At 64.6% G+C, this 22,981-nt stretch carries 23 protein-coding genes; 11 read left to right on the forward strand and 12 right to left on the reverse strand.

The window, feature by feature from the left end:
- Positions 1-183 precede the first annotated feature (183 nt).
- Entirely contained in the window at positions 184-747 is a 564-nt protein-coding gene (locus I6F31_RS16945) for a chlorite dismutase family protein (RefSeq protein WP_057027835.1), read from the forward strand.
- 56 nt (positions 748-803) lie between these two features.
- Here I6F31_RS16945 and I6F31_RS16950 read toward each other — a convergent pair whose 3' ends face one another.
- Entirely contained in the window at positions 804-1,202 is a 399-nt protein-coding gene (locus I6F31_RS16950; protein WP_225148054.1) for a gamma-glutamylcyclotransferase family protein, read from the reverse strand.
- 76 nt (positions 1,203-1,278) lie between these two features.
- Between I6F31_RS16950 and I6F31_RS16955 the strand changes: the two genes are divergently transcribed.
- Positions 1,279-2,082, forward strand: coding sequence for an N-formylglutamate amidohydrolase (locus tag I6F31_RS16955; RefSeq protein ID WP_225185750.1), 804 nt, complete (start codon positions 1,279-1,281; stop codon positions 2,080-2,082).
- Between the two features lie 4 nt (positions 2,083-2,086).
- On the opposite strand, the gene I6F31_RS16960 is transcribed toward I6F31_RS16955, so the two are convergent.
- Positions 2,087-2,707 carry a LysE family translocator gene (locus tag I6F31_RS16960; protein ID WP_081494564.1) on the reverse strand — a complete coding sequence of 207 codons (621 nt, stop codon included), beginning with the start codon at positions 2,705-2,707 and terminating at the stop codon, positions 2,087-2,089.
- 125 nt (positions 2,708-2,832) lie between these two features.
- Here I6F31_RS16960 and I6F31_RS16965 point away from each other — a divergent pair, with 125 nt between their 5' ends.
- On the forward strand, positions 2,833-3,147 hold the full coding sequence (locus tag I6F31_RS16965) for a helix-turn-helix domain-containing protein (protein ID WP_036040181.1): 315 nt from the start codon (positions 2,833-2,835) through the stop codon (positions 3,145-3,147).
- A 28-nt stretch (positions 3,148-3,175) separates the two neighbouring features.
- Positions 3,176-3,688, forward strand: a complete 513-nt coding sequence (locus tag I6F31_RS16970; RefSeq protein WP_036009564.1) for an SRPBCC family protein — start codon at positions 3,176-3,178, stop codon at positions 3,686-3,688.
- Positions 3,689-3,860: 172 nt separating this feature from the next.
- On the opposite strand, the gene I6F31_RS16975 is transcribed toward I6F31_RS16970, so the two are convergent.
- Positions 3,861-4,631 carry a DUF2189 domain-containing protein gene (locus I6F31_RS16975; protein WP_225185751.1) on the reverse strand — a complete coding sequence of 257 codons (771 nt, stop codon included), beginning with the start codon at positions 4,629-4,631 and terminating at the stop codon, positions 3,861-3,863.
- Positions 4,632-4,871: 240 nt separating this feature from the next.
- Here I6F31_RS16975 and I6F31_RS16980 point away from each other — a divergent pair, with 240 nt between their 5' ends.
- Positions 4,872-7,094 carry an ATP-binding protein gene (locus I6F31_RS16980; protein WP_225185752.1) on the forward strand — a complete coding sequence of 741 codons (2,223 nt, stop codon included), beginning with the start codon at positions 4,872-4,874 and terminating at the stop codon, positions 7,092-7,094.
- A gap of 1 nt (position 7,095) precedes the next feature.
- Here the strand turns inward: I6F31_RS16980 and I6F31_RS16985 are convergent, their stop codons facing one another.
- The 7 genes from I6F31_RS16985 to I6F31_RS17015 form a co-directional block, all read right to left on the reverse strand.
- Positions 7,096-7,539 carry a hypothetical protein gene (locus I6F31_RS16985; protein ID WP_225185753.1) on the reverse strand — a complete coding sequence of 148 codons (444 nt, stop codon included), beginning with the start codon at positions 7,537-7,539 and terminating at the stop codon, positions 7,096-7,098.
- Positions 7,540-7,541: 2 nt separating this feature from the next.
- Positions 7,542-7,910 carry a nuclear transport factor 2 family protein gene (locus I6F31_RS16990; protein ID WP_225185754.1) on the reverse strand — a complete coding sequence of 123 codons (369 nt, stop codon included), beginning with the start codon at positions 7,908-7,910 and terminating at the stop codon, positions 7,542-7,544.
- 84 nt (positions 7,911-7,994) lie between these two features.
- Entirely contained in the window at positions 7,995-8,462 is a 468-nt protein-coding gene (locus I6F31_RS16995; RefSeq protein ID WP_225185755.1) for a MarR family transcriptional regulator, read from the reverse strand.
- Positions 8,463-8,488: 26 nt separating this feature from the next.
- Positions 8,489-10,099, reverse strand: a complete 1,611-nt coding sequence (locus I6F31_RS17000; RefSeq protein WP_225185756.1) for an acyl-CoA synthetase — start codon at positions 10,097-10,099, stop codon at positions 8,489-8,491.
- Between the two features lie 186 nt (positions 10,100-10,285).
- Positions 10,286-11,422 carry an epoxide hydrolase family protein gene (locus I6F31_RS17005; RefSeq protein ID WP_225185757.1) on the reverse strand — a complete coding sequence of 379 codons (1,137 nt, stop codon included), beginning with the start codon at positions 11,420-11,422 and terminating at the stop codon, positions 10,286-10,288.
- A 227-nt stretch (positions 11,423-11,649) separates the two neighbouring features.
- Positions 11,650-12,105 carry a GatB/YqeY domain-containing protein gene (locus I6F31_RS17010; protein ID WP_225185835.1) on the reverse strand — a complete coding sequence of 152 codons (456 nt, stop codon included), beginning with the start codon at positions 12,103-12,105 and terminating at the stop codon, positions 11,650-11,652.
- A gap of 31 nt (positions 12,106-12,136) precedes the next feature.
- Positions 12,137-12,865 (reverse strand): alpha/beta hydrolase, encoded by a 729-nt coding sequence (locus I6F31_RS17015; protein WP_225185758.1) that lies wholly within the window; start codon positions 12,863-12,865, stop codon positions 12,137-12,139.
- Between the two features lie 146 nt (positions 12,866-13,011).
- Between I6F31_RS17015 and carA the strand changes: the two genes are divergently transcribed.
- Together carA and I6F31_RS17025 are read left to right on the forward strand one after the other, a co-directional pair.
- Positions 13,012-14,202, forward strand: a complete 1,191-nt coding sequence (gene carA / locus I6F31_RS17020) for a glutamine-hydrolyzing carbamoyl-phosphate synthase small subunit (RefSeq protein WP_225185759.1) — start codon at positions 13,012-13,014, stop codon at positions 14,200-14,202.
- A 248-nt stretch (positions 14,203-14,450) separates the two neighbouring features.
- Positions 14,451-14,972 (forward strand): cupin domain-containing protein, encoded by a 522-nt coding sequence (locus I6F31_RS17025; RefSeq protein ID WP_225185760.1) that lies wholly within the window; start codon positions 14,451-14,453, stop codon positions 14,970-14,972.
- 142 nt (positions 14,973-15,114) lie between these two features.
- On the opposite strand, the gene I6F31_RS17030 is transcribed toward I6F31_RS17025, so the two are convergent.
- Positions 15,115-15,639 (reverse strand): DNA starvation/stationary phase protection protein, encoded by a 525-nt coding sequence (locus I6F31_RS17030; protein WP_036009542.1) that lies wholly within the window; start codon positions 15,637-15,639, stop codon positions 15,115-15,117.
- A gap of 105 nt (positions 15,640-15,744) precedes the next feature.
- On the opposite strand from I6F31_RS17030, the gene I6F31_RS17035 reads away from it, so the two are divergent.
- The 3 genes from I6F31_RS17035 to greA all read left to right on the forward strand — a co-directional run bounded on the left by I6F31_RS17035 (position 15,745) and on the right by greA (position 21,031).
- Positions 15,745-16,446 carry a class I SAM-dependent methyltransferase gene (locus tag I6F31_RS17035; RefSeq protein ID WP_225185761.1) on the forward strand — a complete coding sequence of 234 codons (702 nt, stop codon included), beginning with the start codon at positions 15,745-15,747 and terminating at the stop codon, positions 16,444-16,446.
- A 433-nt stretch (positions 16,447-16,879) separates the two neighbouring features.
- Positions 16,880-20,344, forward strand: coding sequence for a carbamoyl-phosphate synthase large subunit (carB, locus tag I6F31_RS17040; protein ID WP_225185762.1), 3,465 nt, complete (start codon positions 16,880-16,882; stop codon positions 20,342-20,344).
- A 213-nt stretch (positions 20,345-20,557) separates the two neighbouring features.
- Positions 20,558-21,031 carry a transcription elongation factor GreA gene (greA, locus tag I6F31_RS17045; protein ID WP_036009537.1) on the forward strand — a complete coding sequence of 158 codons (474 nt, stop codon included), beginning with the start codon at positions 20,558-20,560 and terminating at the stop codon, positions 21,029-21,031.
- 239 nt (positions 21,032-21,270) lie between these two features.
- On the opposite strand, the gene I6F31_RS17050 is transcribed toward greA, so the two are convergent.
- A complete protein-coding gene (locus I6F31_RS17050; protein WP_008135853.1) occupies positions 21,271-21,750 on the reverse strand; it encodes an Lrp/AsnC family transcriptional regulator in 480 nt (159 codons plus the stop codon).
- 265 nt (positions 21,751-22,015) lie between these two features.
- On the opposite strand from I6F31_RS17050, the gene trxB reads away from it, so the two are divergent.
- Positions 22,016-22,981, forward strand: coding sequence for a thioredoxin-disulfide reductase (gene trxB / locus I6F31_RS17055; RefSeq protein ID WP_036009535.1), 966 nt, complete (start codon positions 22,016-22,018; stop codon positions 22,979-22,981).

Consider the following 22,981-nt stretch of genomic DNA (forward strand, 5'->3'; position numbering starts at 1 on the left):
AGGTTTGTCGGGCTTATCCGCGCTGTTCACAGCCCTCCGTCATTCGGGGCGCCCCGAAGGGGCGAGCCCGGAATCCATCGAGCCACTGGAATGCTGGGAGAAATGGATTCCGGGCTCGCGCTGCGCGCGCCCCGGAATGACGAGCCACTTGAACCGCGCCCGGTTCCACGCTTCCATACCGCCATGTTCAGGACCTTTCGGGGCGGCCAGACCGGGGGTTGGCGGGTGACCTCGCTCTCGCCTGTGACGGGCGAGTCCCTGCCCTTCGTGCCGGCGCTGTCGGTGACCGACAGCGAGGCCGTCTCGTTGCCGCTGGTGCCCTCGCGCAATGCCTGGCGGCTGGTCGGCGTTGCCAGCAGCCTGCGCTACACCGAGCGGGCCGAGAAGCAGCAGCTCGTCGCCGTGCAGGCCGGCCTCGGCCGGCTGGAGGCCACCAGCGCGGCACTGATCCCGATCCGCAAATCGCAGGCCTGGTGGGAGCTGACCCAGGAAGAGCGCCGCAAGATTTTTGAGGACAAGTCGCACCACATTGCCAGCAGTCTTCGTTTTCTGCCCGCGATCGCGCGCCAGCTCTATCATTGCCGCGATCTCGGCGGCCCCTTCGATTTCCTGACCTGGTTCGAATTCGCCCCCGTGCACGCCTCGCTGTTCGAGGAGCTGGTGGCGATGCTGCGGCGGACCGAGGAGTGGAGCTATGTCGAGCGCGAGGTCGACGTGCGCGTGGTGAAGGAAGTGCTGTCGGCATAGAGCATGATCCGGAAAAGTGCGCAGCGGTTTTCCGAGAAGATCACGCTCGAGAATATCTAGCGATCAAGGAAGCGCCCGGACTCGATGCGCGGCAGATCGGTAACCGGCCAATTGTAGACGTAGGTCCAGGCCTTCCCGGTGGTGCCGTCGGGCAGCGTCACCTCGATCATCTGCCGCAGATATTCCGTCGGCTCCGGAAAGCCCTCGCCGCAGGCCTCGTACATGTCGAGCTCGCGCAAGAGTTCGTCCGACACGCGCAGCTGAAACAACTCGCCATGGACGATGTCCGACGGCGCCTCGGAGAGCAGCAATCCCGGATAGTGCTTCACCAGAACGAGCCGGCCGCGGCAGGTGGCTTCACTGATGAATTCCGCATGGGCCGCGAGCAGCCGCGCCATGGGGTGGTCGAAGCCGCGCATCAGGGTGCCGTAAACGAAAAGTCTATCCGAGCTCATGCCGTTCCAACGTTGCGGCATCGGTGCGATACCGCTACTCCGTTTACACAGTTTGTCATTCCATAGGCAAATCAGGATGGCTTTGGATATAGCCGACGCAACCGACCAGCTGCTCGGCGAGCGCGACATTCCGCCCGTGCATGAGGTGAATACGGCAGGGACATCGCCGTTCCTGCTCACCGCGGACCATTACGGACGGGTGCTGCCGCGCGCGCTCGGCGATCTCGGCGTCGCGGACACCGATCTCGTCAGGCACATCGCCTGGGATATCGGCATCGCCGGCGTCGCCGAGCGGCTCGCCGCGATGCTCGATGCGCATCTGATCGCGCAGCGCTATTCGCGCCTGGTGATCGACTGCAACCGCCCGCCGGGCGTCGCAAGCTCGATTCCCGTGATCTCCGAGGCGACCGCCATCCCCGGCAATGAGGAGCTCTCGGCCGCGGCCAAGGAAATGCGCCGGCGCGAGATCTTCGATCCCTATCACCGCCGGATTGGCGCGGCGATCGATGCGCGCATCAGGGCGGGCAGGCCGACGGTGCTGGTGGCGCTGCACAGCTTCACGCCGGTCTTTTACGGCGAGCCGCGGCCCTGGCACATCGGCACGCTCTATCACCGCGACACGGTGCTGCCGCGGCTGATGCTGCAGCATTTGCGGGCCGAGAGCGCGCTCGTCGTCGGCGACAACCAGCCTTATGCGGTGAGCGACATCACCGACTACACGATTCCAGTCCACGGCGAGGCGCGCGGGCTCGTCAACACCGGCATCGAGATCCGCCAGGATCTGATCGCCGACGAGAGCGGCCAGCAGCAATGGGCCGAGCGGCTGGCCCGGATCCTGCGCGAGATCGAGGCCGCGCTGCGCGAGCAGGGAATGAGTTAAGCGGTCACTTCGCCCGCGTCAGTGCCAGCCAGATGCCGCCGCCGATCATGAAGCCGCCTGAGATGCGCGACACCATCCGCGTGCGCCGCGCCGAGAAGAATTTTCGGGCGCGCCCGGCGGCAATCGCGTAGAGCGCATCGGTCATCACCGCCGTCACCATGAAGGTGGCACCCAGCAGCGCGACCTGCGGGAAATGCGGTTGGCTCATGTCCATGAATTGCGGGATGAAAGCGCCGAAGAACACCAGCACCTTGGGGTTCGACAGCAACACCAGGAATCCCTGCAGGAAGAAGCCGCCGCGCGGCGGCGGAGGCGGCGCGTCGACATCGACGCCTTCGACCGGCTCCCAGATCAGCTTGATGCCGAGCCAGATCAGATATGCGGCGCCGGCAAAGCGCACCCAGTCGAACCAATAGCCCATGGTCGCCATCAGCGAGGTCAGGCCGATCGCAACGATGCCGATGACGATGGCAAGCCCGGCCTGCGCGCCGGCCACGTTAATGAGCGCCGCACGCGTGCCGTGGCGCAGGCCATTGGCGATGACGAGGGTGACGATCGGCCCCGGCAACAGCGCCAGCGCAATGCAGGCGGCAACGAAGGCGAGGTAGGCTTGCATGGACATCATGGGAGGGACTCGCTGAAGGCGGTTTCGCCGCATTAATGCATGGCGAGCGCTGGAACGGAAGACGCGTCAGTCGCTCCAAGCCGATCCCTTGACATGCAACCATTTAGTTGCCTATTATCGCCGCCATGGATGAGGTCTTCAAGGCGCTCGCGGATAGCTCGCGACGTTCGCTGCTCGACAGGCTTCACGCCAGAAACGGCCAGACACTGAACGAGCTCTGCGAGGGGCTTGCGATGACGCGACAGGCCGTCACCAAGCACCTTGCCATCCTGGAGGAAGCGAACCTCATCACCACCATCAGGCATGGACGCGAGAAGCTGCACTACCTCAACCCGATGCCGATCCATCAGATCGGCGAACGCTGGATCAGGAAGTTCGAGCGCAGCAAGCTCGCCGCGCTCAACGAGCTGAAACGTCAGTTGGAGAACGGCGACGAGTGAGTCCGCTCAACGAAGGATTTGATGCACGATGAACCTCGATCAATTCAAGCCGCTGACCGTCTACACCATCTACATCGCCTCGACGCCCGAGAAGGTGTGGGAGGCGCTGACGTCCGCCGAGTTCAGCCGGAAATATTTTTCCGGCTTTGCGGTGGAGATGGAGCCGAAGCTCGGCGGCAGTTTCGTCGTGCACGCGCCCGACGGCTCCGAGCACATCCGCGGCGAAGTGTTCGAATACGATCCGCCGAGGAGGCTCACGGTGAGCTGGAACGTCAATTGGCCGGACCTCGTGGAAAAGCTCGGCACCACCATCGTCACCTACGAGATCGAGCAGGCCGGCGAAGCCGTCCGCCTCACCCTGAGCCAACGCCACGACCGCGAGCTCAGCGACGACATCCTTTCCGGCGGCCGCACCGGCTGGCCCGCGATCCTCTCCGGATTGAAGAGCCTGCTGGAGACCGGCAAGGCGCCGCATATCGAGATGTCCCCGCCGGTGCGGTTGCTGGAGGCGCTGAAGGCGATGGGGATCAAGGTGCCTTGAGCGAGGCAATCTCCGCTGTCGTCCCGGGGCGCGCGAAGCGCGAGCCCGGGACCCATAACCACAGGATGAAGTTTGGCGAAGACTCGTGGTTACGACTTCGCGCCCCAACTTCTCCCTGGGGTTATGGGCCCCCGCCCCCGTGCGCAGCCGCGCACTAGGCGGGGGCGACGGCCTACACCGGCGCCACCAACCGGCGGTACAGATGCCATGTCGCATGCCCGAGCACCGGCAGCGTGACCACCAGCCCGAGAAAATAGGGCAGCGCCGAGACGATCAGCAGCATCACGATCAATGCGGCCCAACCGATCATCGGCAGCGGGCTCGTCACCACCGCGCGCACGCTCGTCACCATGGCCGTGACGAAATCGACCTCGCGATCGAGCAGCAGCGGGAACGACACCACGGTCAGCGAGAACAGGATCAGCGACAGCACGGCCCCGACCGCATTGCCGATGGCCAGGAACAAGAGGCCCTCGCTGGTCGTCAGCACCACCGTCATGAACTCCTGCAAGCTCGAGAACGAGGCGTTGAGGCCGAGCAGCAGCGCGATCAGGAGCCGCACCTGGTACATCCAGACCACGAAGACGAACAACGTCACGAAGGCCATCCAGCCGATCTCGCTGCGCGAGCGGATCGCGGACCAGATCGCGCCGAACGAGACCGGCTCGCCGCGCTCGCGGCGCCGGCTGACTTCGTAGAGGCCGATCGCAACGAATGGTCCGATCAGCGCAAAACCGGCAGCGAGGGGATAGACCAGGTAGACCATGCCGAAGGCGGTGAGACAGAGCATGATGACGATGCCGCCGGCGGCGTAGAGCGCTCCGAAGCAGAGACCGTAGAGCGGCAGCGCCTGAAAATCGCGCAGGCCCAGGGCCAGCGCCTCGGCGATGTCGGCCGCCGCCACGGGACGCACCACCGGATCGACCTTGCCCGAGATGGACATCAGCTTCCTCCGCAGATCGGCGCGATCTTCGTCGCGCGCATGCCGCGATATTAGCGCTGCCGCGCGGCGGCGCAACTCGAGGTCAGCCGGCGCAATGAGGAGCAGCGACGCAGCACTGCACTCGCTCCGAAATCTTTAGCCTTTCGCGCGATTTTTGCACCCGCGGCTATGGACGGGGCAGATGATCGTACCGCAAATTGCACCTCGGAATACCGTCGCCCGAGAGCCGATCGCCCACCGATGAGCCTGCGTACCCGATTACTTATCCTCGTCATCGCGGCCATACTCGTGCCGGCGATTCTGGTCGGACTGCGCTTCGTGCAGAACCGGGCCAGCGAGATCGACGCGGCGCTGGCTAATCTCGCCGCATCTGCCGACGACATCGCGAGCGATCTCGGCGAGAAGATCCAGGGGACTGCTCAGCTGCATTACGGGCTCGCCCGTGCCCGCGACCTCGACACGCGCGACAAGACGGCATGCTCGGCATTTCTGTCCGATGTCCGCGAGGAATATCCGCAGTTCACGGGTATCCTGACCATCGATCCCGACGGGAAACTGTTCTGCGATTCGCTGCGGACCAACCGCACGCTCGACCTGAACGACCGCGGCTACTTCAAAGAGGTCAAGACTCTTCACGGCGTCGTCGCGGTGGAACCGGTGTTCGGCCGCCTCACCGGACTGTCGGTGCTGCAGATCGCCTATCCGGTGCGATCGGATACGGGCGCGCTGAAGTTCGTGCTGCTGGCGTCCTTCAACCTGAACAAATTCGTGGAGTTTCACCACAAGCGGCTGCTTGCCGAGAAGGACATCCTGTTCGTCGACGCCAAGGGCACGGTCCTGGCTGCCCCCAAGAGCGGCTGGAGCGTACCCGTCGGCGGCTCCATTGCGGGCTCCGACCTGTTCCGCTTCGCGGCAGCGCCCGATGGCGAGCCATTTCGGGAGATCACCGATGGGGGCCGCACGCAGATCTGGGGCGTTGCCCGCTCGCCCGCGATCCGCAAGGCCGGACTCTATATTTTGGTGGGGCGGTCCAAGGACGGACTGATCGCGGCAGCGAACCGCCGGCTTTACGAGGACATGGCGATCCTGGCGGTGGCCTCGCTGCTGCTTCTCGCCGGCCTCTGGATTCTCACGAGCGTGAGCATCGGACGGCAGGTCGGACGGCTCGCCGCCATGGCGAAGAGCCTCGGCCGCGGCGATCTCGGCGCGCGCATTCCGGAGCCTCACCCGGGCGGCGAACTCGGCGGATTGATGACCCTGCTCAACAGCACGGCTGAATCGCTCGAGCAGCAGCGCGCCGCCATCGCCGATCTCAGCCACAAGCTCAGCCAGTCGCAGAAGATGGAAGCCATGGGCCAACTCACGGGCGGCGTGGCGCACGATTTCAACAATCTCCTGACCGTCATTCTCGGCAATTCCGAGCACCTCGCCGACAGGCTTGCGGGCAACGAAGAATTGCAGGGGATCGCCGACGACATTGCCACCGCGGCCGAGCGCGGCTCCGACCTGACGCGGAGCCTGCTCGCCTTCGCGCGGAAGCAGCCGCTGCGGCCTCGCGAGCTCGACATCGCCGAGCAGGTGACCGGCATGAAGCAGCTTCTGCAGCGGACCCTGGGCGAGCACATCGAATCCAGCTTCACGTTCGCGCCGGATCTCTGGCTCGCCAGCGTCGATCCCGGCCAATTGGCGACGGCCGTGCTCAACCTCGTGCTCAACGCGCGCGATGCGATGCCTGACGGCGGCAAGCTGACGGTCGAGGTGCGCAACACATCGCTCGGCGAATCCGACCTCGACGTCAATGGCGAGCCGCGGCCCGGCGACTACGTCATGCTTTCTGTGAAGGATACCGGGTCCGGCATGAGCAGCGAGGTATTGCAGCGCGCGTTCGAGCCGTTCTTCACCACCAAGGAGGTCGGCAAGGGCACCGGTCTTGGCCTCAGCATGGTCTACGGGTTTGCGCAGCAATCCGGCGGACTCGTGCAGATGCAGTCCGAACCGGGTCAAGGCAGCGTGGTCAGGCTGTTCTTTCCTCGCCTCGCGACGTCGTCGAGCGAGGAGCCGTCACCGGCAGCGCGTGTCGCCGCGCCCGAGGGACACGAAACGATCCTCGTCGTCGAGGACGACGACATGGTGCGCGCCTATGTCGAAAACGAGCTGAAGGCGCTCGGCTACCGCGTCATCACGACGGCAAACGGACCCGCGGCGCTGGACGTGCTGCGCCAGTCCGCGGACATTCAGCTGCTGTTCACCGACGTCGTGATGCCCGGCGGCATGTTCGGACCGGAGCTGGCGAGGCAGGCTGTTCAACTGCGGCCCGGCCTCAAGGTGCTCTTCACGTCCGGCTACAGTCAGGATCCGGTCAAGACACCCGACGGCATCGACGCCCGCATTCTGACCAAGCCGTTCCGGCGCAAGGAGCTCGCCGCGATGCTGCGCGCGGCCCTCTCGGAGCTGCCGCGCTAGATCAGGACGCGGTGGTGAGCTGCAGCGCCACTGCGAGATTGGCCGCGAACAGAGCCGCGTCGATGACGAAGATCCGGAGCATCGGGCCCTTCAACACCGGCCAATAGGCCACCCCGACGCGGCCGCCGCGCATCAGCACCGGGACGTTATAGGCGAACTGGCTGAAATGGCAGGCGGCAAAGAACAGGAACAGCGCGAGCTGCGCTTCGACCGGCTGGAAGAAGGACGGACGGGCGGCCAGAAGATAGAGCGACAAGAGCCCGATCGGCAGATTCATGCCGCCGAGGAACGCAACGCTCGCCGCAAGGGTCGGCGCGATCGGATTGCTGCGCTCCTCGCGCGGCAGCAGGATCTTCAACGTGTTGGTTTGCGCGATGCTGAACTGGATGAACGCCCCGACGAACCAGAGCGTGTTGAGAAGCAGGACGATATCCGAAAATCGCATGGTCATTTCCCGTAGAAGGCTTCGCTGCGCACCACACGGCCCGCATCGTCGAAGTCCATGAATTCGCTGGCGCGCGTATCGCCCAATTGCCACCACACCGTCAGTCGCGCGATCGCCTCGTCCCAGCTCCAGTCCAGGATCTTTAGGTCGGCGCTTTCGATGTGGCCGTAGGCTTTCCGCCAGTAGGCGCGAATGTCCTCGGCGCCGGTAACGGTCGGAGACCCCGTCAGGGTGAGCGCGAGAGGGCTGCGCATCTGCGCATCGTCGGCGAAATGGGCGACGACCGCGTCGATGTCCACTTTGCACCAGTTCGCGCACCATGCCGCGACGAAGCTTGCGGCGGCCGCGCGGTCCATTGCCTGTCCGCTCACGACACGGATCCTCCCTTCGGCTTGTGAGCCAGGAAGGTGGCAAAGCGCGCTCCTCATGTCAACTATGTTGACTTGAGATTTCGGTCAGTTGTTGTCGGCGATCGCCTCCATCACGCCGATCCATCCCGCTGCACCGCTCGCCCCGGCGCGCGCGAACGCCTCGCGCAGGACCTGGCGCTCGTGGTCCGAGGCGCGTTGCTCGATGCGCCGCCCCGCTTCCGTCAGGCGCAGCAATTTCGAGCGGTGCTGCTCCGGCGCGCGCTTTGAGGTCAGGAGCTTGCGCTGCAGCAGCAGATTGAGCGGACGGTTGAGGGCCTGCTTCGAAATGCCGAGTATCTCGATCAGCGCGCCGATGGCGATGTCGGGCCGGCGTGCCACCACGTAGAGGATGCGATGGTGCGGACGCGACAGGCCCTGCTTGGCCAGATAAGCGTCGGCCTCAAGCGTCATGCCGCGCCAGCCGTAGTACATGAGTTCCAGCGCCGTATCGAGCTCGTGCAGCTTTGCAAGCGAGGCGCGGTGAAGCCCCGCGGCTTGAGACGTCTTTGCCATGGTCGGAAGCCAGCCCTTGTAAGAAGTCAGCCCTTGGCCCGCAGCTCGCGGCGCAGCACCTTGCCCGTCGCCGTCATCGGCAGCGTCTCCGTGAATTCGACGAAGCGCGGATATTCGTGCGCGGCGAGCTGCACCTTGACGAAGTCCTGGATCTCGCGCGCCAGCGCGTCGTTGCCGGTAAAGCCCGGACGCAGCACGATCCAGGCCTTGATCGATTCAGTGCGGATCGGATCGGGAATGCCGACCACGGCGGCCATGGCCACCGACGGATGTTTCATCAGCGTGTGCTCGATCTCGGATGGGCCGACGCGATAGCCGGCGGTGGTGATGACGTCGTCCTCACGACTGACGTACCAGAAATAGCCGTCCTCGTCCTGCACGCCGAGATCGCCGGTGAGCAGGAATTCGCCGGCATATTTCTTAGCGGTCGCCTCCGGATTGCGCCAATATTCGAGCATGGTGACGGGGCACGGCTGGCGCACACCGATGATGCCGCGCTGACCCCGCGGCAATTCCTCGCCCTTGTCGTTGACGATGCGGACATCGAAGCCCGGCGTCGCCTTGCCCATCGCACCCGGGCGGATCGGAAACAGGTTCGCGTTGCTGCCGATCACGAGATTGCACTCGGTCTGGCCGAACACCTCATGCGCGTCGACACCAAACGTCTCGCGCACCCAGCCGAGCAATTCACCGCCGAGCGATTCGCCGCCGGTGAAGATGCTGCGCAGCTTGACGCCGGAATGCTTCACGCCGGCCTGCCGCATCAGCTTCAGGGCCGTCGGCGGCAGGAAGACGTTGCGAACGGAAAGATCGGCCATCATATGCATCGCCGCTTGCGGCTCGAATTTTCGCGCGCGATGGCCGACCAGGGGAATGCCGTGGTACCAGAACGCGAGCAAGCCGTTGATGAGCCCGCCGATCCAGGCCCAATCCGCCGGCGTCCACATGAGATCGCCGGGCCTGGGTAGGAAATTGTGACACATCTCCACATTGGGCAGATGGCCGAGCACGACGCGATGCGCATGCAGCGCGCCCTTCGGGTTACCCGTCGTGCCCGAGGTGTAGATGATCAGGGCGGGATCGTCGGCTGAAGTGTCCGCGCGCGCGAAGTCCGGCGAAGCGGCTTTCACCGCATCCCAGAACGATTTGGTGCCGGCGGGCACGCGCGCGCCAACGATGTAGACGGCCCTCAGCTCCGGCAGGCGGTCGCGAATCTTCGCCAGCTTTTCCCAGCCGGCTTCGTCGGTGACGATCGCCCTGGCTTGCGAATTCGACAGACGGAATTCCAGCGCGTCCTCGCCGAACAGGGCGAACAGCGGGATCGAGATCAGGCCCGAGCGAAACGCCGCCATATGCACGATCGGCAATTCCAGCGACTGCGACAGGAACACCGCCACTCGGTCGCCCCGCACCAGCCCGTCCACCTTCAGCACATTGGCGAAACGGCGCGACATCTCCGCGATCTCGTCGAAGGTGGTGCGGCTGGTGGCGCCGATGTCGTCGACATAGATCAGCGCCAGCCGGCCGGTGCCGTCGGCATGGCGATCGCAGCACGCCTCCGCGATGTTGAAGCGCGCAGGGATGTCCCAACGGAAATTGCGGACGAGTTCGTCGTAGGTTGCGGCTTCGGTCAGCATGGGCTTGGCGTTTCCCGGAGGTCTTGTTGTTCTTGTGCAGTCTAGGGCGGCGCACGCACGGGACAAGCCCCGCGACGTCATTCCGGGGCGCCCGCAGGGCGAGCCCGGAATCCATCGGGCCCCAGGAAACGCCGCCTGATGGATTCCGGGTTCGACGCTGACGCCTCGCCTCGGAATGACAGCCGCTCACCGCACCGTCGCGAAGAACTTCCTGACATCCTGCACGAACAGCTCCGGCTGCTCGAAGGCCGCGAAGTGGCCGCCCTTCTCCATCTCGCTCCAATGCGTGATGGCATGGAAGTTCGGCTCCATCCAGCGCCGCACCGGCGTGATGATCTCCTTCGGAAACACCGCGACGCCCGTCGGCACCTTCACCACCGGCGTGGTGCGGCGCTTGCCAAAGCTCTCCCAATAGAGCCGCGCCGACGAGGTCGCCGTCTGGGTCGCCCAATAGAGCATGACATTGTCGAGCAGCTCGTCCCTGCTGAAGATGTTCTCGGGGTGGCCGTTGCAGTCCGTCCAGGCCCAGAACTTTTCCAGGATCCAGGCCGCCTGCCCGCTCGGCGAATCCGTCAGGCCATAGCCAAGCGTCTGCGGCCGCGTCGATTGCTGCTTGGAATAGCCGGAATCGAAATCGACATAATGCTTGAGGCCAGCGAGTGCCCGCTTCTCCTCTGCCGTCGGCTCACCCTCCACCTTCGGCGCCGCGTTGAAGGCGAGCGTGATGTGGATGCCGGCGCAATGCTGAGCGTCCTGCGCGCCGAGCGAGGTCGTCACCGCCGAGCCCCAGTCGCCGCCTTGGGTGCCGTAGCGCGCGTAGCCGAGACGGTCCATCAGCTTGGCCCAGGTCGCGGCGATGCGATCGACGCCCCAGCCGGTGGTCCCTGGCTTGCCCGAGAAGCCGAAGCCCGGCAGCGAGGGGCAGATCACGTGAAAGGCGTCGGCGGGATTGCCGCCATGCGCGGCGGGATCGGTGAGCGGCGCGATCACCTTCTGGAACTCGACGATGGAGCCGGGCCAGCCGTGGGTGATGATCAACGGAAGCGCCGACGGCTCCTTCGCGCGCGCATGAATGAAGTGGATGTCGAGCCCGTCGATCTCCGTGCTGAACTGCGCGAAGCGATTGAGTTTTGCCTCGCGCGAGCGCCAGTCATACTCGTTGGCCCAATAGGTGCAGATCTCCTGGATCCATTTCAGCGGCGCGCCCTGGCTCCAGTCGTCGACCAGTTCGGCATCGGGCCAGCGCGTGCGGGCGAGGCGTGACTTCAGGTCGGCGAGGACGTCGTCGCCGATGGCGATGCGAAATGGATTGATGGCGGTCATCGTGCCCCCTTGTTCTTCTTGTGGGCAGAGTAGACCGAACTGATGCCGCATCAAAGGTGCCCATCCTCCCCTGGAGGGGGAGGATCGGTTCGCATAGAGCGAAGCGGCATGCGAACCGAGGTGGGGTGACAGTGTTTCCGCGGAAACGGTGCCCAAGTGGAGAGATCACCCCACCCCGCTCGCGCTACGCGCGATCGACCCTCCCCCTCCAGGGGAGGGTAAGGACCCTAGCCCGACAGCGCGGCCTTCACCAAACCGCTGGCCTTACCAAAATCCATTTGCCCCGCGTATTTCGCGCGCAGCACGGCGATCACCTTGCCCATGTCCTTCATGCCGCCCGCACCCGTCTCGGCGATCGCATCCGCAATCGCCTTCTTCACGTCGTCCTCGGACATCTGCTTCGGCAGATACGCCGAGATCACCGCGATCTCCTCGCGCTCCTGCGCGGCAAGCTCGGCGCGGCCGCCCTTGTCGTAGAGCTCGACCGCCTCCTGACGCTGCTTGATCATCTTCTGCAGCACCGCGAGGATGTCGGCGTCCGACAGCGGTGGCTTGCCGCTGCCGCGCGCGTCGATGTCGGCGTTCTTGATGGTGGAGTTGACCATGCGCAGCGTGGACAGCTTGCGCTCGTCCTTGGCCTTCATGGCCTCCTTGACCGCATTGTTGATGTCGTCGCGCAGCATGATCGTGATCCCTTCGATATAGAGGCTTGATCTAGGCCCTTTGCGGCCGTCGCACAACCTGGCTCTCCAGCCATTCGGTGAGCGCCCGCACCGTCGCCTCCGGCTGTTCGGCTTGCGGCAGATGCCCACAGCGATCGAGGATCACGAGCTTCGCGCCGGCGATCCCCTCGGCCATCTCCTTGGAGAAGGCGTTGGGGATGGTGTTGTCGGCATCGCCCGTCAGCACCAGCGTCGGGCATGTGATCGTCGCCAGCAAGGGGCGCGAATCCGCTCGTGCGATGATCGCGGTCTGCTGCCGCAGATACCCTTCGACGCCGACGTCCTCGTCCTGCGCATGCACGAGCTCGAGAATCCCGGCATCGTCGCGCCGCGACTGATGCACGAGCTCCGGAAAACTCTCCTCGCGCACGGCGCGCAGCTCGCCGCGCCTGGCGCGCTCCATCTGGGCACGGCGACGCGCGGTGGCCTCCGGCGTGTCGGGCCGCGCCTGCGTGTTGATCAGCGCGAGCTTTGTCACGCGCTCGTTGGCCTGGCGCATGATCTCGAAGGCGATGTAGCCACCCATGGAATGGCCGGCGAGGGCGAAGCGCGGCGGCGCCTCGGCGAGGATGCGGCGGGCGATCGCCGCCATGCTGTCGTCGCGGATATGGTTGGCGACCGTCACCGGGCCGAAACGCCAGAGCGCAGGGATCACGGGCGCATAGATCCGCGCCGAGGACGCCAGCCCCGGAACCAGCACAATGGGGGTGGTCTGGTCCATTATTGCCTCGCAAGCCCAGGAAATTGCCGGAAATTGTGCGGCGGAGCTTAAGGGTGCGAGGAGGCCTGTCAAATATGCAAAAACGCATGTGAATCGGCCCTCTCCCGCTTTGACGCGCAGACGCGGGGGGCTTATGAAGCGGGCTCATGACACAACATGACAACGATCCCGCCTGGCCGGACCACAAACCGACCGCGCTCCTCGTGCTTGCCGACGGCACGGTGCTGGAGGGCTTTGGTCTCGGCGCCGAGGGCCACGCCGTCGGCGAGGTCTGCTTCAACACCGCGATGACCGGCTACGAGGAAATCCTGACCGATCCCTCCTATGCCGGCCAGCTCATCACCTTCACCTTCCCGCATATCGGCAATGTCGGCACCAACGAGGACGACATCGAGACGGTGAACATGGCCGCGACGCCCGGCGCGCGCGGCGTGATCCTGCGCACCGCGATCACCGATCCCTCGAACTATCGCGCCACCAAGCATCTCGACGCCTGGCTCAAGGCGCGCGGCATCATCGGTCTCTCCGGCATCGACACCCGCGCGCTGACGGCGCTGATCCGCTCCAAGGGCATGCCCAACGCCGTGATCGCGCACGCGAAGTCTGGCGAGTTCGACCTGCACGGCCTCAAGGAGGAGGCGCGCGAGTGGCCGGGGCTCGAAGGCATGGACCTCGTGCCGATGGTGACGAGCGGCCAACGCTTCACCTGGGACGAGACACCCTGGGCCTGGGAGAAGGGCTTCGGTCGCCAGGACAAGCCCGAGTTCAACGTCGTCGCCATCGACTACGGCATCAAGCGCAACATCCTGCGCCTGCTCGCCGGCGTCGGCTGCAAGGTGACGGTGGTGCCGGCGACGACCTCGTCCGAAGACATCCTGGCGCTGAAGCCGGACGGCGTGTTCCTGTCCAACGGCCCCGGCGATCCGGCTGCGACCGGCAAATATGCCGTGCCCGTGATCCGCGACGTGATCAAGTCGGGCACGCCGACCTTCGGCATCTGCCTCGGCCACCAGATGCTGGGCCTTGCCGTCGGCGCCAAGACGAAGAAGATGCATCAAGGTCATCACGGGGCCAATCACCCGGTGAAGGACGAGACCACCGGGAAGGTCGAGATCACCTCGATGAACCACGGCTTTGCGGTGGACGAGACGACGCTGCCGAAGGGCGCGACGCAGACCCACATTTCCTTGTTTGATGGGTCCAACTGCGGCATCCAGCTCGACGGCAAGCCGGTGTTCTCGGTGCAATATCACCCCGAAGCCTCACCCGGCCCGCGCGACTCGCACTACCTGTTCCAGCGCTTTGCCGATCTGATGCGGCAGAGGAAGCGGGCGTAAGGCGCAGTCTCCCCCGAATACCTCACGACAAAAGCCTGGGCGAGCCCGGGCTTTTTCGTCATTCCGGGGCGCGCATAGCGCGAACCCGGAATCCATCTGGCAACAGACTCTGCAGCGCGATGGATTCTCTGATGCGCAATTGCGCATCATAGCTCGACGCTACGCGTCGCCCCGGAATGACGGTGGAACGAGGAACGTCGCCGCACGCGCTTGGTTGATGCCTGCTATTCTCGTGCAGGAGCAATGCCATGTCCGTCGTCCGCGACAAGGCCGAGCCGCTCGCCATCGTGTTCGAGGATGACGGGCTCGTGCCGAACAACATCCTTCCGTTCCTGGTCTACCAGGGCGCGGTGAAGCTCGACCCAAAGCGCCCGGAAGAGACCATCGAGAATCTGTTCGAAGCGAACGGCTGGGGCGGGACGTGGCGCAACGGCGTCTACGATTATCTGCACTATCATGCGACGGTGCATGAGGTGCTCGGCGTCGCGCGCGGCAGCGCCCGCGTGCGTTTCGGCGGCGATCACGGCCAGGAGCTTCAGATCAAGGCCGGCGACGTTGCGATCCTGCCCGCCGGCACCGGACATCAATGCATCAAGGCGAGCGATGATTTTTGCGTGATCGGCGCCTATCCGCCAGGCGCAAAAATGGAGATCACGCGCGCAACGCCGGAGAACCATGCGAAAGCGCTGAAGACGATTCCGCAAGTGGCGCTGCCGCCGGCTGATCCCGTGACGGGGAAGGACGGCGCGCTGATTCGGCTGTGGCGGTAGCCACACGCGTCGTGCAGTTGGGTGGGTTAGCCAAAGGCGTAACCCACCTCTTCTGTTTCCGCGGACAGAGACAGTGGTGGTGGGTTACGCCTTGCAGATGCGCTTCGCGCTTCTGCGAGGCTAACCCACCCTACGCATCCCGTTACGCCTCGTTGCCGCCCTCCTGCCTCGTCGCTTCAAACAGGAACCAGGTCCGCCGCTCGGTCTCGTCGATGAAGTTCTCCAAAATGCTGGCGCTGGCGACGTCGCCGGCCTCGTCGCAGACGTCGTGCGCCTTGCGCATCGCGGCTGCGACGTGCTTGTTGTCCTGCATCAGCTCGCGCAGCATCTCGCGCGGCGGAACGTAGTCCTCGTTGTTGTCCTTGATGGTCTGGAGCTTTGCGACCTGGCCGATCGACTTCAGCGTGGTGCCGCCGATCTTGCGGACGCGCTCGGCGAGCTGGTCGGTGGTGGCGAAGATCTGGTCGGACTGCTCGTCGAGCAGCAGATGGTAATCGCGGAAGTGGCGCCCGCTGATGTGCCAGTGGAAATTCTTGGTCTTCAGATAAAGCGCGAACGCGTCGGCCAGAAGCACGTTGAGCGCCTCAGAGACTTTCTTGACCCCGTCGGGCGACAGATCCGTGGGGGTATCGAGTTCGGGCGAGACCTTGTTGTTGGTTTTGCTCACGGGAGACCTTCCTGTTAGGACGCGGACATTGACGGCGCGCCGCCGCACCCCTAACGCAAGGTGGGCAGCGCGGTTCCTAGATAGGAACCCCTGGGCGGGATACCAATGGACGATTGGATCGATTATTACGACTCAACGCATACGATCTATGTCAGCAAGCTGCATCGCGACTTGCACTTCCAGATCATTGCGCGGGACATCATCGGCTACATCCCCTCGCCCGATGCGACGGTGCTGGACTATGCCTGCGGCGAAGCGCTGTCGGCGAGCCAGGTGGCGGCCGCCTGCGGCATGCTGATCCTGGCCGAGCCCGCGCCGGGCGTGCGCGGCCGGCTGATCGCGCGGTTTGCCCCAAACACCAAGATCCGCGTCCGCTCGCTCGAGGACGTCCGCAAGATGCAGGATCAGTCGATCGATCTCGTCGTGATGAACTCGGTCGCACAATACATGACGCCGGACGAGCTCGATGCGGCGCTATTGAACACCCGCCGCATCCTGAAACCCTCCGGCAAGCTGGTGCTGGGCGACATTCTACAGCCCAATGCCGGCATGGTCAGGGATGTGATGGCGCTGCTCGGGTTCGGCCTGCGTCACGGATTTCTGAAGGACGCGCTGATCGGGCTGATCAGCACCGCGCTGTCGGATTATCGCCAGCTGCGCTCGAAGATCGGACTGCAGCGCTACAGCGAGGACGAGATCACGGCCAAGCTGAAGGCGGCGGGCTTCGCGGTCCAGCGCGCCCACAGCAATATCGGGCACAACCGCTGGCGCATGACCTTCATCGCGAGGCCGCCTCTGGTCCGTTAAGCATAACGATCAGCTGAGGTGGCCTGGCGCACGCCGATCGGGAATAATCCTGATGGCCCGGTGGCGGAAATGTCTACGCGGGGGCGGTGCATCGCTCTTCATCCTGGTTCAAATCCAGGCCGGGTCTCCACGCTTCGCTCCTGTGGGGCTACGCGTGGCGCAGCCACGCAAGACCCGTAGGGGCGAAGCGTGTCCGGCGTAGCTGGAGCGTAGAGGAAGCGTAGACGGACTGCCTGCCCCGACGATCGCGGCAGCTGCCCCCTCCCCAAACCCCTGAAAATTGGCGGTTGATGGGCGTTTTTCGGGGTTTCGCCGCTCCAAAAACTGGTTTAAGACCCACCCGCGCGCGAGGGAGACCCCGCGCTCTCGCCAAATGGGGACGCGCGGCAAGCGCGCCCTTTTTTTGTGCCCAGATCCCAGCCCGTGAGCGGTGATGCCCAAACGAACCGACATCTCGACCATCCTGATCATCGGCGCCGGTCCCATCGTGATCGGCCAGGCCTGCGAGTTCGACTATTCGGGCACGCAGGCGGTGAAGACGCTGAAGGAAGAGGGCTATCGCATCGTCCTCGTCAATTCCAACCCGGCCACCATCATGACCGACCCGGAATTGGCGGATGCGACCTATATCGAGCCGATCACGCCCGAGATCGTCGCCAAGATCATCGAGAAGGAACGTCAAGTCGTCCCCGGCGGCTTCGCGCTGCTGCCGACCATGGGCGGCCAGACCGCGCTGAACTGCGCGCTGTCGCTGCGCCGCCAGGGCACGCTGGAGAAGTTCGACGTCGAGATGATCGGCGCCACCGCCGATGCCATCGACAAGGCGGAAGACCGCCAGCTCTTCCGCGAGGCCATGACCAAGATCGGGCTCGAGACGCCGAAGTCTCGGCTCGCCAACGCCTCCGAGCTGAAGAAGTCGTTCCGCGAGAAGTACCAGGCCGAACGCGAGAAGCTGTCGGGCGCCGCGCTCGAAGAGCTCGACCGGCAATGGACGCTCGGCGAGAGCGAGCGTCGCAAGCGCTACCAGGAATACGCCTTCGGCCAGGCCATGATGGCGCTGTCCGAGATCGGCCTGCCCGCGATCATCCGCCCCTCCTTCACGATGGGTGGGACCGGCGGCGGCATCGCCTACAACAAGGAAGAGTTCCTCGACATCATCGAGCGCGGCCTTGACGCGTCTCCCACCAACGAAGTGCTGATCGAGGAGTCCGTGCTCGGCTGGAAAGAGTACGAGATGGAGGTGGTGCGCGACAAGAAAGACAATTGCATCATCGTCTGCTCGATCGAGAACCTCGATCCGATGGGCGTGCACACCGGCGATTCCATCACGGTCGCGCCGGCGCTGACGCTGACCGACAAGGAATACCAGATCATGCGCGACGCCTCGCTGGCGGTGCTGCGCGAGATCGGGGTCGAGACCGGCGGCTCCAACGTTCAGTTCGGCGTCAATCCCGAAGACGGCCGCATGGTCGTCATCGAGATGAATCCGCGCGTGTCGCGCTCCTCCGCGCTGGCCTCGAAAGCCACCGGCTTTCCGATCGCCAAGGTCGCCGCCAAGCTCGCGGTCGGCTACACGCTCGACGAGATCGCCAATGACATCACCGGCGGTGCCACGCCGGCGTCATTCGAGCCGACCATCGACTACGTCGTCACCAAGGTGCCGCGTTTTGCCTTCGAGAAATTCCCGGGCGCCTCGACCACGCTGACCACCTCGATGAAATCGGTCGGCGAGGTCATGGCGATCGGCCGCACCTTCCAGGAAAGCCTGCAAAAGGCGCTGCGCGGGCTCGAGACGGGATTGACCGGCCTCGACGAGATCGAGATCGAGGGCCTCGGCCGCGACGACGACAAGAACGCGATCCGCGCCGCGCTCGGCACTCCGACGCCGAACCGCATCCTCCAGGTCGCCCAGGCCATGCGGCTCGGCTGGTCGAACGAGGACATCTTCAACTCCTGCAAGATCGATCCGTGGTTCCTCGCCGAGATGCGTGGCATCGTCGAGATGGAGGAGAAGGTCAGGAAGAACGGCCTGCCTGGCAACGCCTTCGGCATGCGCACGCTGAAGGCCATGGGCTTCTCCGACGCGCGGCTCGCCGTGCTGGCCGAGACGACGGAGGCCGAAGTCAAGGCGAAGCGCCACGCGCTCGGCGTCCACCCGGTGTACAAGCGCATCGACACCTGCGCGGCCGAGTTCGCCTCGCCGACCGCCTACATGTACTCGACCTATGAGGCGCCGTTCGCCGGCCTGCCCGCGGACGAGAGCGCGCCGTCCGACAAAAAGAAGGTCATCATTCTCGGCGGCGGTCCCAATCGCATCGGCCAGGGCATCGAGTTCGACTATTGCTGCTGTCACGCCTGCTTCGCGCTGCATGACGCCGGCTACGAATCCATCATGGTCAACTGCAATCCGGAGACGGTGTCGACCGACTACGACACCGCCGACCGGCTCTATTTCGAGCCGCTCACCGCCGAGGACGTGCTGGAGATCATCGCCAAGGAGCGCAGCAACGGCACCCTGCACGGCGTGATCGTGCAGTTCGGCGGCCAGACCCCGCTGAAGCTGGCGCGTGCGCTGGAAGCCGCCGAAGTGCCGATTCTCGGCACCTCACCCGACGCCATCGACCTCGCCGAGGACCGCGACCGCTTCAAGCGCGTGCTCGACAAGCTGCGCCTCAAGCAACCGAAGAACGGCATCGCCTATTCGGTCGAGCAGGCCCGCCTCGTCTCCGCCGATCTCGGCCTGCCGCTGGTGGTGCGCCCGTCCTACGTGCTCGGCGGCCGCGCGATGCAGATCATCCGCGAGGAGAACCAGCTCAATGATTATCTGCTCGGCACGCTGCCGGAGCTGGTGCCGGCCGACGTCAAGGCGCGCTATCCGAACGACAAGACCGGCCAGATCAACACCGTGCTCGGCAAGAACCCGCTGCTGTTCGACCGCTATCTGTCGGATGCCACGGAAATCGACGTCGACTGCCTGTGCGACGGCAAGGACACCTTCATCGTCGGCATCATGGAGCACATCGAGGAAGCCGGCATCCATTCCGGCGACAGCGCCTGCTCGCTGCCGCCGCACTCGCTCGATGCGGAAATGATCGAGGAGCTGGAGCGGCAGACCCGCGAGCTCGCGCTCGGCCTCGACGTCATTGGCCTGATGAACGTGCAATACGCCATCAAGGACGGCGAGATCTACGTGCTCGAGGTCAATCCGCGTGCCTCGCGCACCGTGCCGTTCGTCGCCAAGGTGGTCGGGACGCCGGTCGCCAAGATCGCCGCGCGCATCATGGCCGGCGAGAAGCTTGCCGATTTCAAGCTGAAGAAGGCGGCGCTCAAGCACGTCGGCGTCAAGGAATCGGTCTTCCCGTTCGCACGCTTCCCCGGCGTCGACACTGTGCTCGGCCCCGAGATGCGCTCGACCGGCGAGGTCATGGGAATCGACCGCTCGTTTGCGGTCGCCTTCGCCAAGAGTCAGCTCGGCGGCGGCACGCGGGTGCCGCGTAAGGGCACTGTGTTCGTCTCGGTGCGCGAAAGCGACAAGACGCGCATCGCGGATGCCGTGCGCGAATTGCATTCGCTCGGCTTCAAGGTGCTGGCGACCTCGGGCACGGCGCGCTTCCTGACCGATCAAGGCATCCCGACCGAGAAGGTGAACAAGGTGCTGGAAGGGCGGCCGCACATCGTCGATGCCATCACCAATGGCGACGTCCAGCTCGTCTTCAACACCACCGAAGGCCCGCAGGCGCTGGCCGACAGCCGCTCGCTGCGGCGCGCGGCCCTCTTGCATAAAGTGCCATATTACACCACTCTTTCCGGGGCCGTGGCGGCCGCGCAGGGCATCCGCGCCTATTTGGGTGGGGACCTTGAGGTTCGTACCCTGCAGAGCTACTTTTCGGAAACCTGATCGCTAGCGGCAGCGAAGCTTCCGCTAAGTGGTTGGCAATGAAGCCACAATGGCCGGAGGAACCGATCCGGCCAGGTGTTGGTTCTGTTCCGGCGCTAAAGCCCATATCTGTCAAGGTCCGGCAGCCCATCTTTGGGCTCTGGAGGACTGACGAATCAAGGTTGCGGCGCCCATCCGCATTCTGGGGCGCACGATCGAAGGACGAGAGAGACGATGGAAAAGGTTCCGATGACCCAGGCCGGCTTTGTCGCGCTCGGGGAAGAATTGAAGCAGCGCCAGTCCGTGGACCGTCCGCGGATCATCGAGCATATCGCGGAGGCGCGCTCGCACGGAGACCTGTCGGAGAACGCGGAATATCATGCCGCGAAGGAAGAGCAGTCGCACAATGAGGGTCGCATCGCCGAGCTCGAGGACAAGCTCGCGCGCGCCGACATCATCGACATCTCCAAGCTCTCCGGCGATACCATCAAGTTCGGCGCCACCGTGACGCTGGTCGATGAGGACACCGAGAAGAAGACGGTGTGGCAGATCGTCGGCGAGGTCGAGGCGGACGCCAAGAAGGGACGGATCTCGATCACCTCGCCGCTCGCGCGCGCATTGATCGGCAAGAAGAAGGGCGCCACGGTCGAGGTCAACACGCCGGGCGGCGCCAAGGCGTATGAGATCACCAAGGTGGAGTGGCGGTAAGGACTTGCCGCTGCGTCTGCTGACGTTTCGAAAAGGCCGCGCAGTGCGCGGCCTTTTTGGCGTGTTGCTGGAGTTGTGGCGGACACACGTTCTCACCACACGTCATTGCGAGCGGAGCGAAGCAATCCAGACTGCCTCTGCGGAAAGACACTGGATTGCTTCGCTCCGCTCGCAATGACGGAGAGGACCGTGGACTGGTCTTCACCTCTCCCCGTAAGAACGGGGAGAGGGAGAAGACCCTACCGTCGTCCCTTCACCTCGAGCGGCACGGCCGCCTCGTACTTCGAATTGTGCAGCACCAATGACGTGCGCACGTTGCGGACATGCGGTGCCGCCGTCAGATGCGTGACGAAATCCTGGAAAGTCGCCATGTCGGGTGCGACGCATTTCAGGATGAAATCGACCTCGCCGGACAGCATCCAGCATTCCCGCACCAGGGGCTCGGCGCGGACGAACTCCTCGAACGCGCGCAAATCCGCTTCGGCCTGGCTGGACAGGTGCACGGCGGCGAAAACGGTGACGTCGAAGCCCAGCTTGCGTGCGTCCAGGAGGCCGCGATAGCCGTGGATGTAACCCTCCTCCTCCAGCGCCCGGACGCGGCGCAGACAGGGGGGCGGCGAGATGCCGACGCGCTTGGCCAGCTCGACATTGGTGATTCGACCGTCGGCCTGAATCTCGGTGAGAATTTTCAGGTCGATCTCGTCTAGGTTCCGCGACACGTGATTGGAACTCCTGGCCTTTGCGGCGGTATGGGTGATTTGTCGAAATCCTCATAGCCCAATACGCACCGCCGGCGCAATTTTATTGCGCGTGCAGCGCAATCGACTTTTGTTCCCTGTTGGAAAAATCCGCCGATAGGGAATGCAATTCTTGCATGGCTCGCCAGATTGCTTAGATTAGCTCTGATATTTCAGCGCCTCCGCTAGGCCTCCCGGCACATTCCGCGCCCGCGCTGCAAATCCCCCGTGAAAGGCGTCCATCGAAATGTCCGCTCCTGTTCATGCAAAGGTCGTCATCATCGGCTCCGGCCCGGCTGGCTACACCGCCGCGATCTACGCCGCGCGCGCGATGCTTGAGCCGATCCTGATCCAAGGCATCCAGCCCGGCGGCCAGCTCACCATCACGACCGACGTCGAGAACTATCCAGGCTTCGCCGACGTGATCCAGGGCCCCTGGCTGATGGAGCAGATGGAGAAGCAGGCGGTCCATGTCGGCACCAAGATCGTCTCCGACCTGGTGACCAAGCTGGAGACGGCGCAGCGGCCGTTCCGCCTCACCTGCGATTCTGGCGACGTCTATCTCGCCGAGACCGTGATCCTGGCCACCGGCGCGCAGGCGCGCTGGCTCGGGCTGCCGTCGGAAGCCAAGTTCCAGGGCGGCGGCGTGTCGGCCTGCGCCACCTGCGACGGCTTCTTCTACCGTGGCAAGGAGGTGATCGTGGTCGGCGGCGGTAACACCGCGGTCGAGGAAGCACTGTACCTCACCAACCATGCCTCGCAGGTCACGATCGTACATCGTCGCGATCATTTCCGGGCCGAGCGCATCCTGCAGGAGCGCCTGTTCAAGCACCCGAAGATCAAGGTGATCTGGGACGCCGCCGTCGACGAGATCTGCGGCACCGAGAACCCCAACAAGGTCACCCATGTCCGGCTCAAGAACGTCAAGACCGGCGCGCTCACGGACGTCAAGGCCGACGGCATCTTCATCGCCATCGGGCATGCGCCCGCGACCGAGCTGGTCAAGGATCAGGTCAAGCTGAAACCCTCCGGCTATATCGAGGTCGCCCCGAACTCGACCGCGACCTCGGTGCCCGGCCTATTCGCCGCCGGCGACGTCGCCGACGAAACCTATCGCCAGGCCGTGACGGCCGCCGGCCTCGGCTGCATGGCCGCACTCGAAGCCGAACGTTTCTTGGCCCTTCGCGCCAGCGAGCGCGCGGCAGCGGAATAG

Origin of the sequence: Bradyrhizobium sp. NBAIM01 (assembly GCF_020194115.1) — a bacterium.
In the GTDB taxonomy this organism is placed as follows: domain Bacteria; phylum Pseudomonadota; class Alphaproteobacteria; order Rhizobiales; family Xanthobacteraceae; genus Bradyrhizobium; species Bradyrhizobium yuanmingense.

Excerpts from the sequence above, each read along its gene's own strand:
- I6F31_RS16945 (WP_057027835.1), top strand. The coding sequence starts at position 184 with ATGTTCAGGACCTTTCGGGGCGGCCAGACCGGGGGTTGGCGGGTGACC.
- I6F31_RS16950 (WP_225148054.1), bottom strand. The coding sequence starts at position 1,202 with ATGAGCTCGGATAGACTTTTCGTTTACGGCACCCTGATGCGCGGCTTC.
- I6F31_RS16955 (WP_225185750.1), top strand. The coding sequence starts at position 1,279 with ATGGCTTTGGATATAGCCGACGCAACCGACCAGCTGCTCGGCGAGCGC.
- I6F31_RS16960 (WP_081494564.1), bottom strand. The coding sequence starts at position 2,707 with ATGATGTCCATGCAAGCCTACCTCGCCTTCGTTGCCGCCTGCATTGCG.
- I6F31_RS16965 (WP_036040181.1), top strand. The coding sequence starts at position 2,833 with ATGGATGAGGTCTTCAAGGCGCTCGCGGATAGCTCGCGACGTTCGCTG.
- I6F31_RS16970 (WP_036009564.1), top strand. The coding sequence starts at position 3,176 with ATGAACCTCGATCAATTCAAGCCGCTGACCGTCTACACCATCTACATC.
- I6F31_RS16975 (WP_225185751.1), bottom strand. The coding sequence starts at position 4,631 with ATGTCCATCTCGGGCAAGGTCGATCCGGTGGTGCGTCCCGTGGCGGCG.
- I6F31_RS16980 (WP_225185752.1), top strand. The coding sequence starts at position 4,872 with ATGAGCCTGCGTACCCGATTACTTATCCTCGTCATCGCGGCCATACTC.
- I6F31_RS16985 (WP_225185753.1), bottom strand. The coding sequence starts at position 7,539 with ATGCGATTTTCGGATATCGTCCTGCTTCTCAACACGCTCTGGTTCGTC.
- I6F31_RS16995 (WP_225185755.1), bottom strand. The coding sequence starts at position 8,462 with ATGGCAAAGACGTCTCAAGCCGCGGGGCTTCACCGCGCCTCGCTTGCA.
- I6F31_RS17000 (WP_225185756.1), bottom strand. The coding sequence starts at position 10,099 with ATGCTGACCGAAGCCGCAACCTACGACGAACTCGTCCGCAATTTCCGT.
- I6F31_RS17005 (WP_225185757.1), bottom strand. The coding sequence starts at position 11,422 with ATGACCGCCATCAATCCATTTCGCATCGCCATCGGCGACGACGTCCTC.
- I6F31_RS17010 (WP_225185835.1), bottom strand. The coding sequence starts at position 12,105 with ATGCTGCGCGACGACATCAACAATGCGGTCAAGGAGGCCATGAAGGCC.
- I6F31_RS17015 (WP_225185758.1), bottom strand. The coding sequence starts at position 12,865 with ATGGACCAGACCACCCCCATTGTGCTGGTTCCGGGGCTGGCGTCCTCG.
- carA (WP_225185759.1), top strand. The coding sequence starts at position 13,012 with ATGACACAACATGACAACGATCCCGCCTGGCCGGACCACAAACCGACC.
- I6F31_RS17025 (WP_225185760.1), top strand. The coding sequence starts at position 14,451 with ATGTCCGTCGTCCGCGACAAGGCCGAGCCGCTCGCCATCGTGTTCGAG.
- I6F31_RS17035 (WP_225185761.1), top strand. The coding sequence starts at position 15,745 with ATGGACGATTGGATCGATTATTACGACTCAACGCATACGATCTATGTC.
- carB (WP_225185762.1), top strand. The coding sequence starts at position 16,880 with ATGCCCAAACGAACCGACATCTCGACCATCCTGATCATCGGCGCCGGT.
- greA (WP_036009537.1), top strand. The coding sequence starts at position 20,558 with ATGGAAAAGGTTCCGATGACCCAGGCCGGCTTTGTCGCGCTCGGGGAA.
- trxB (WP_036009535.1), top strand. The coding sequence starts at position 22,016 with ATGTCCGCTCCTGTTCATGCAAAGGTCGTCATCATCGGCTCCGGCCCG.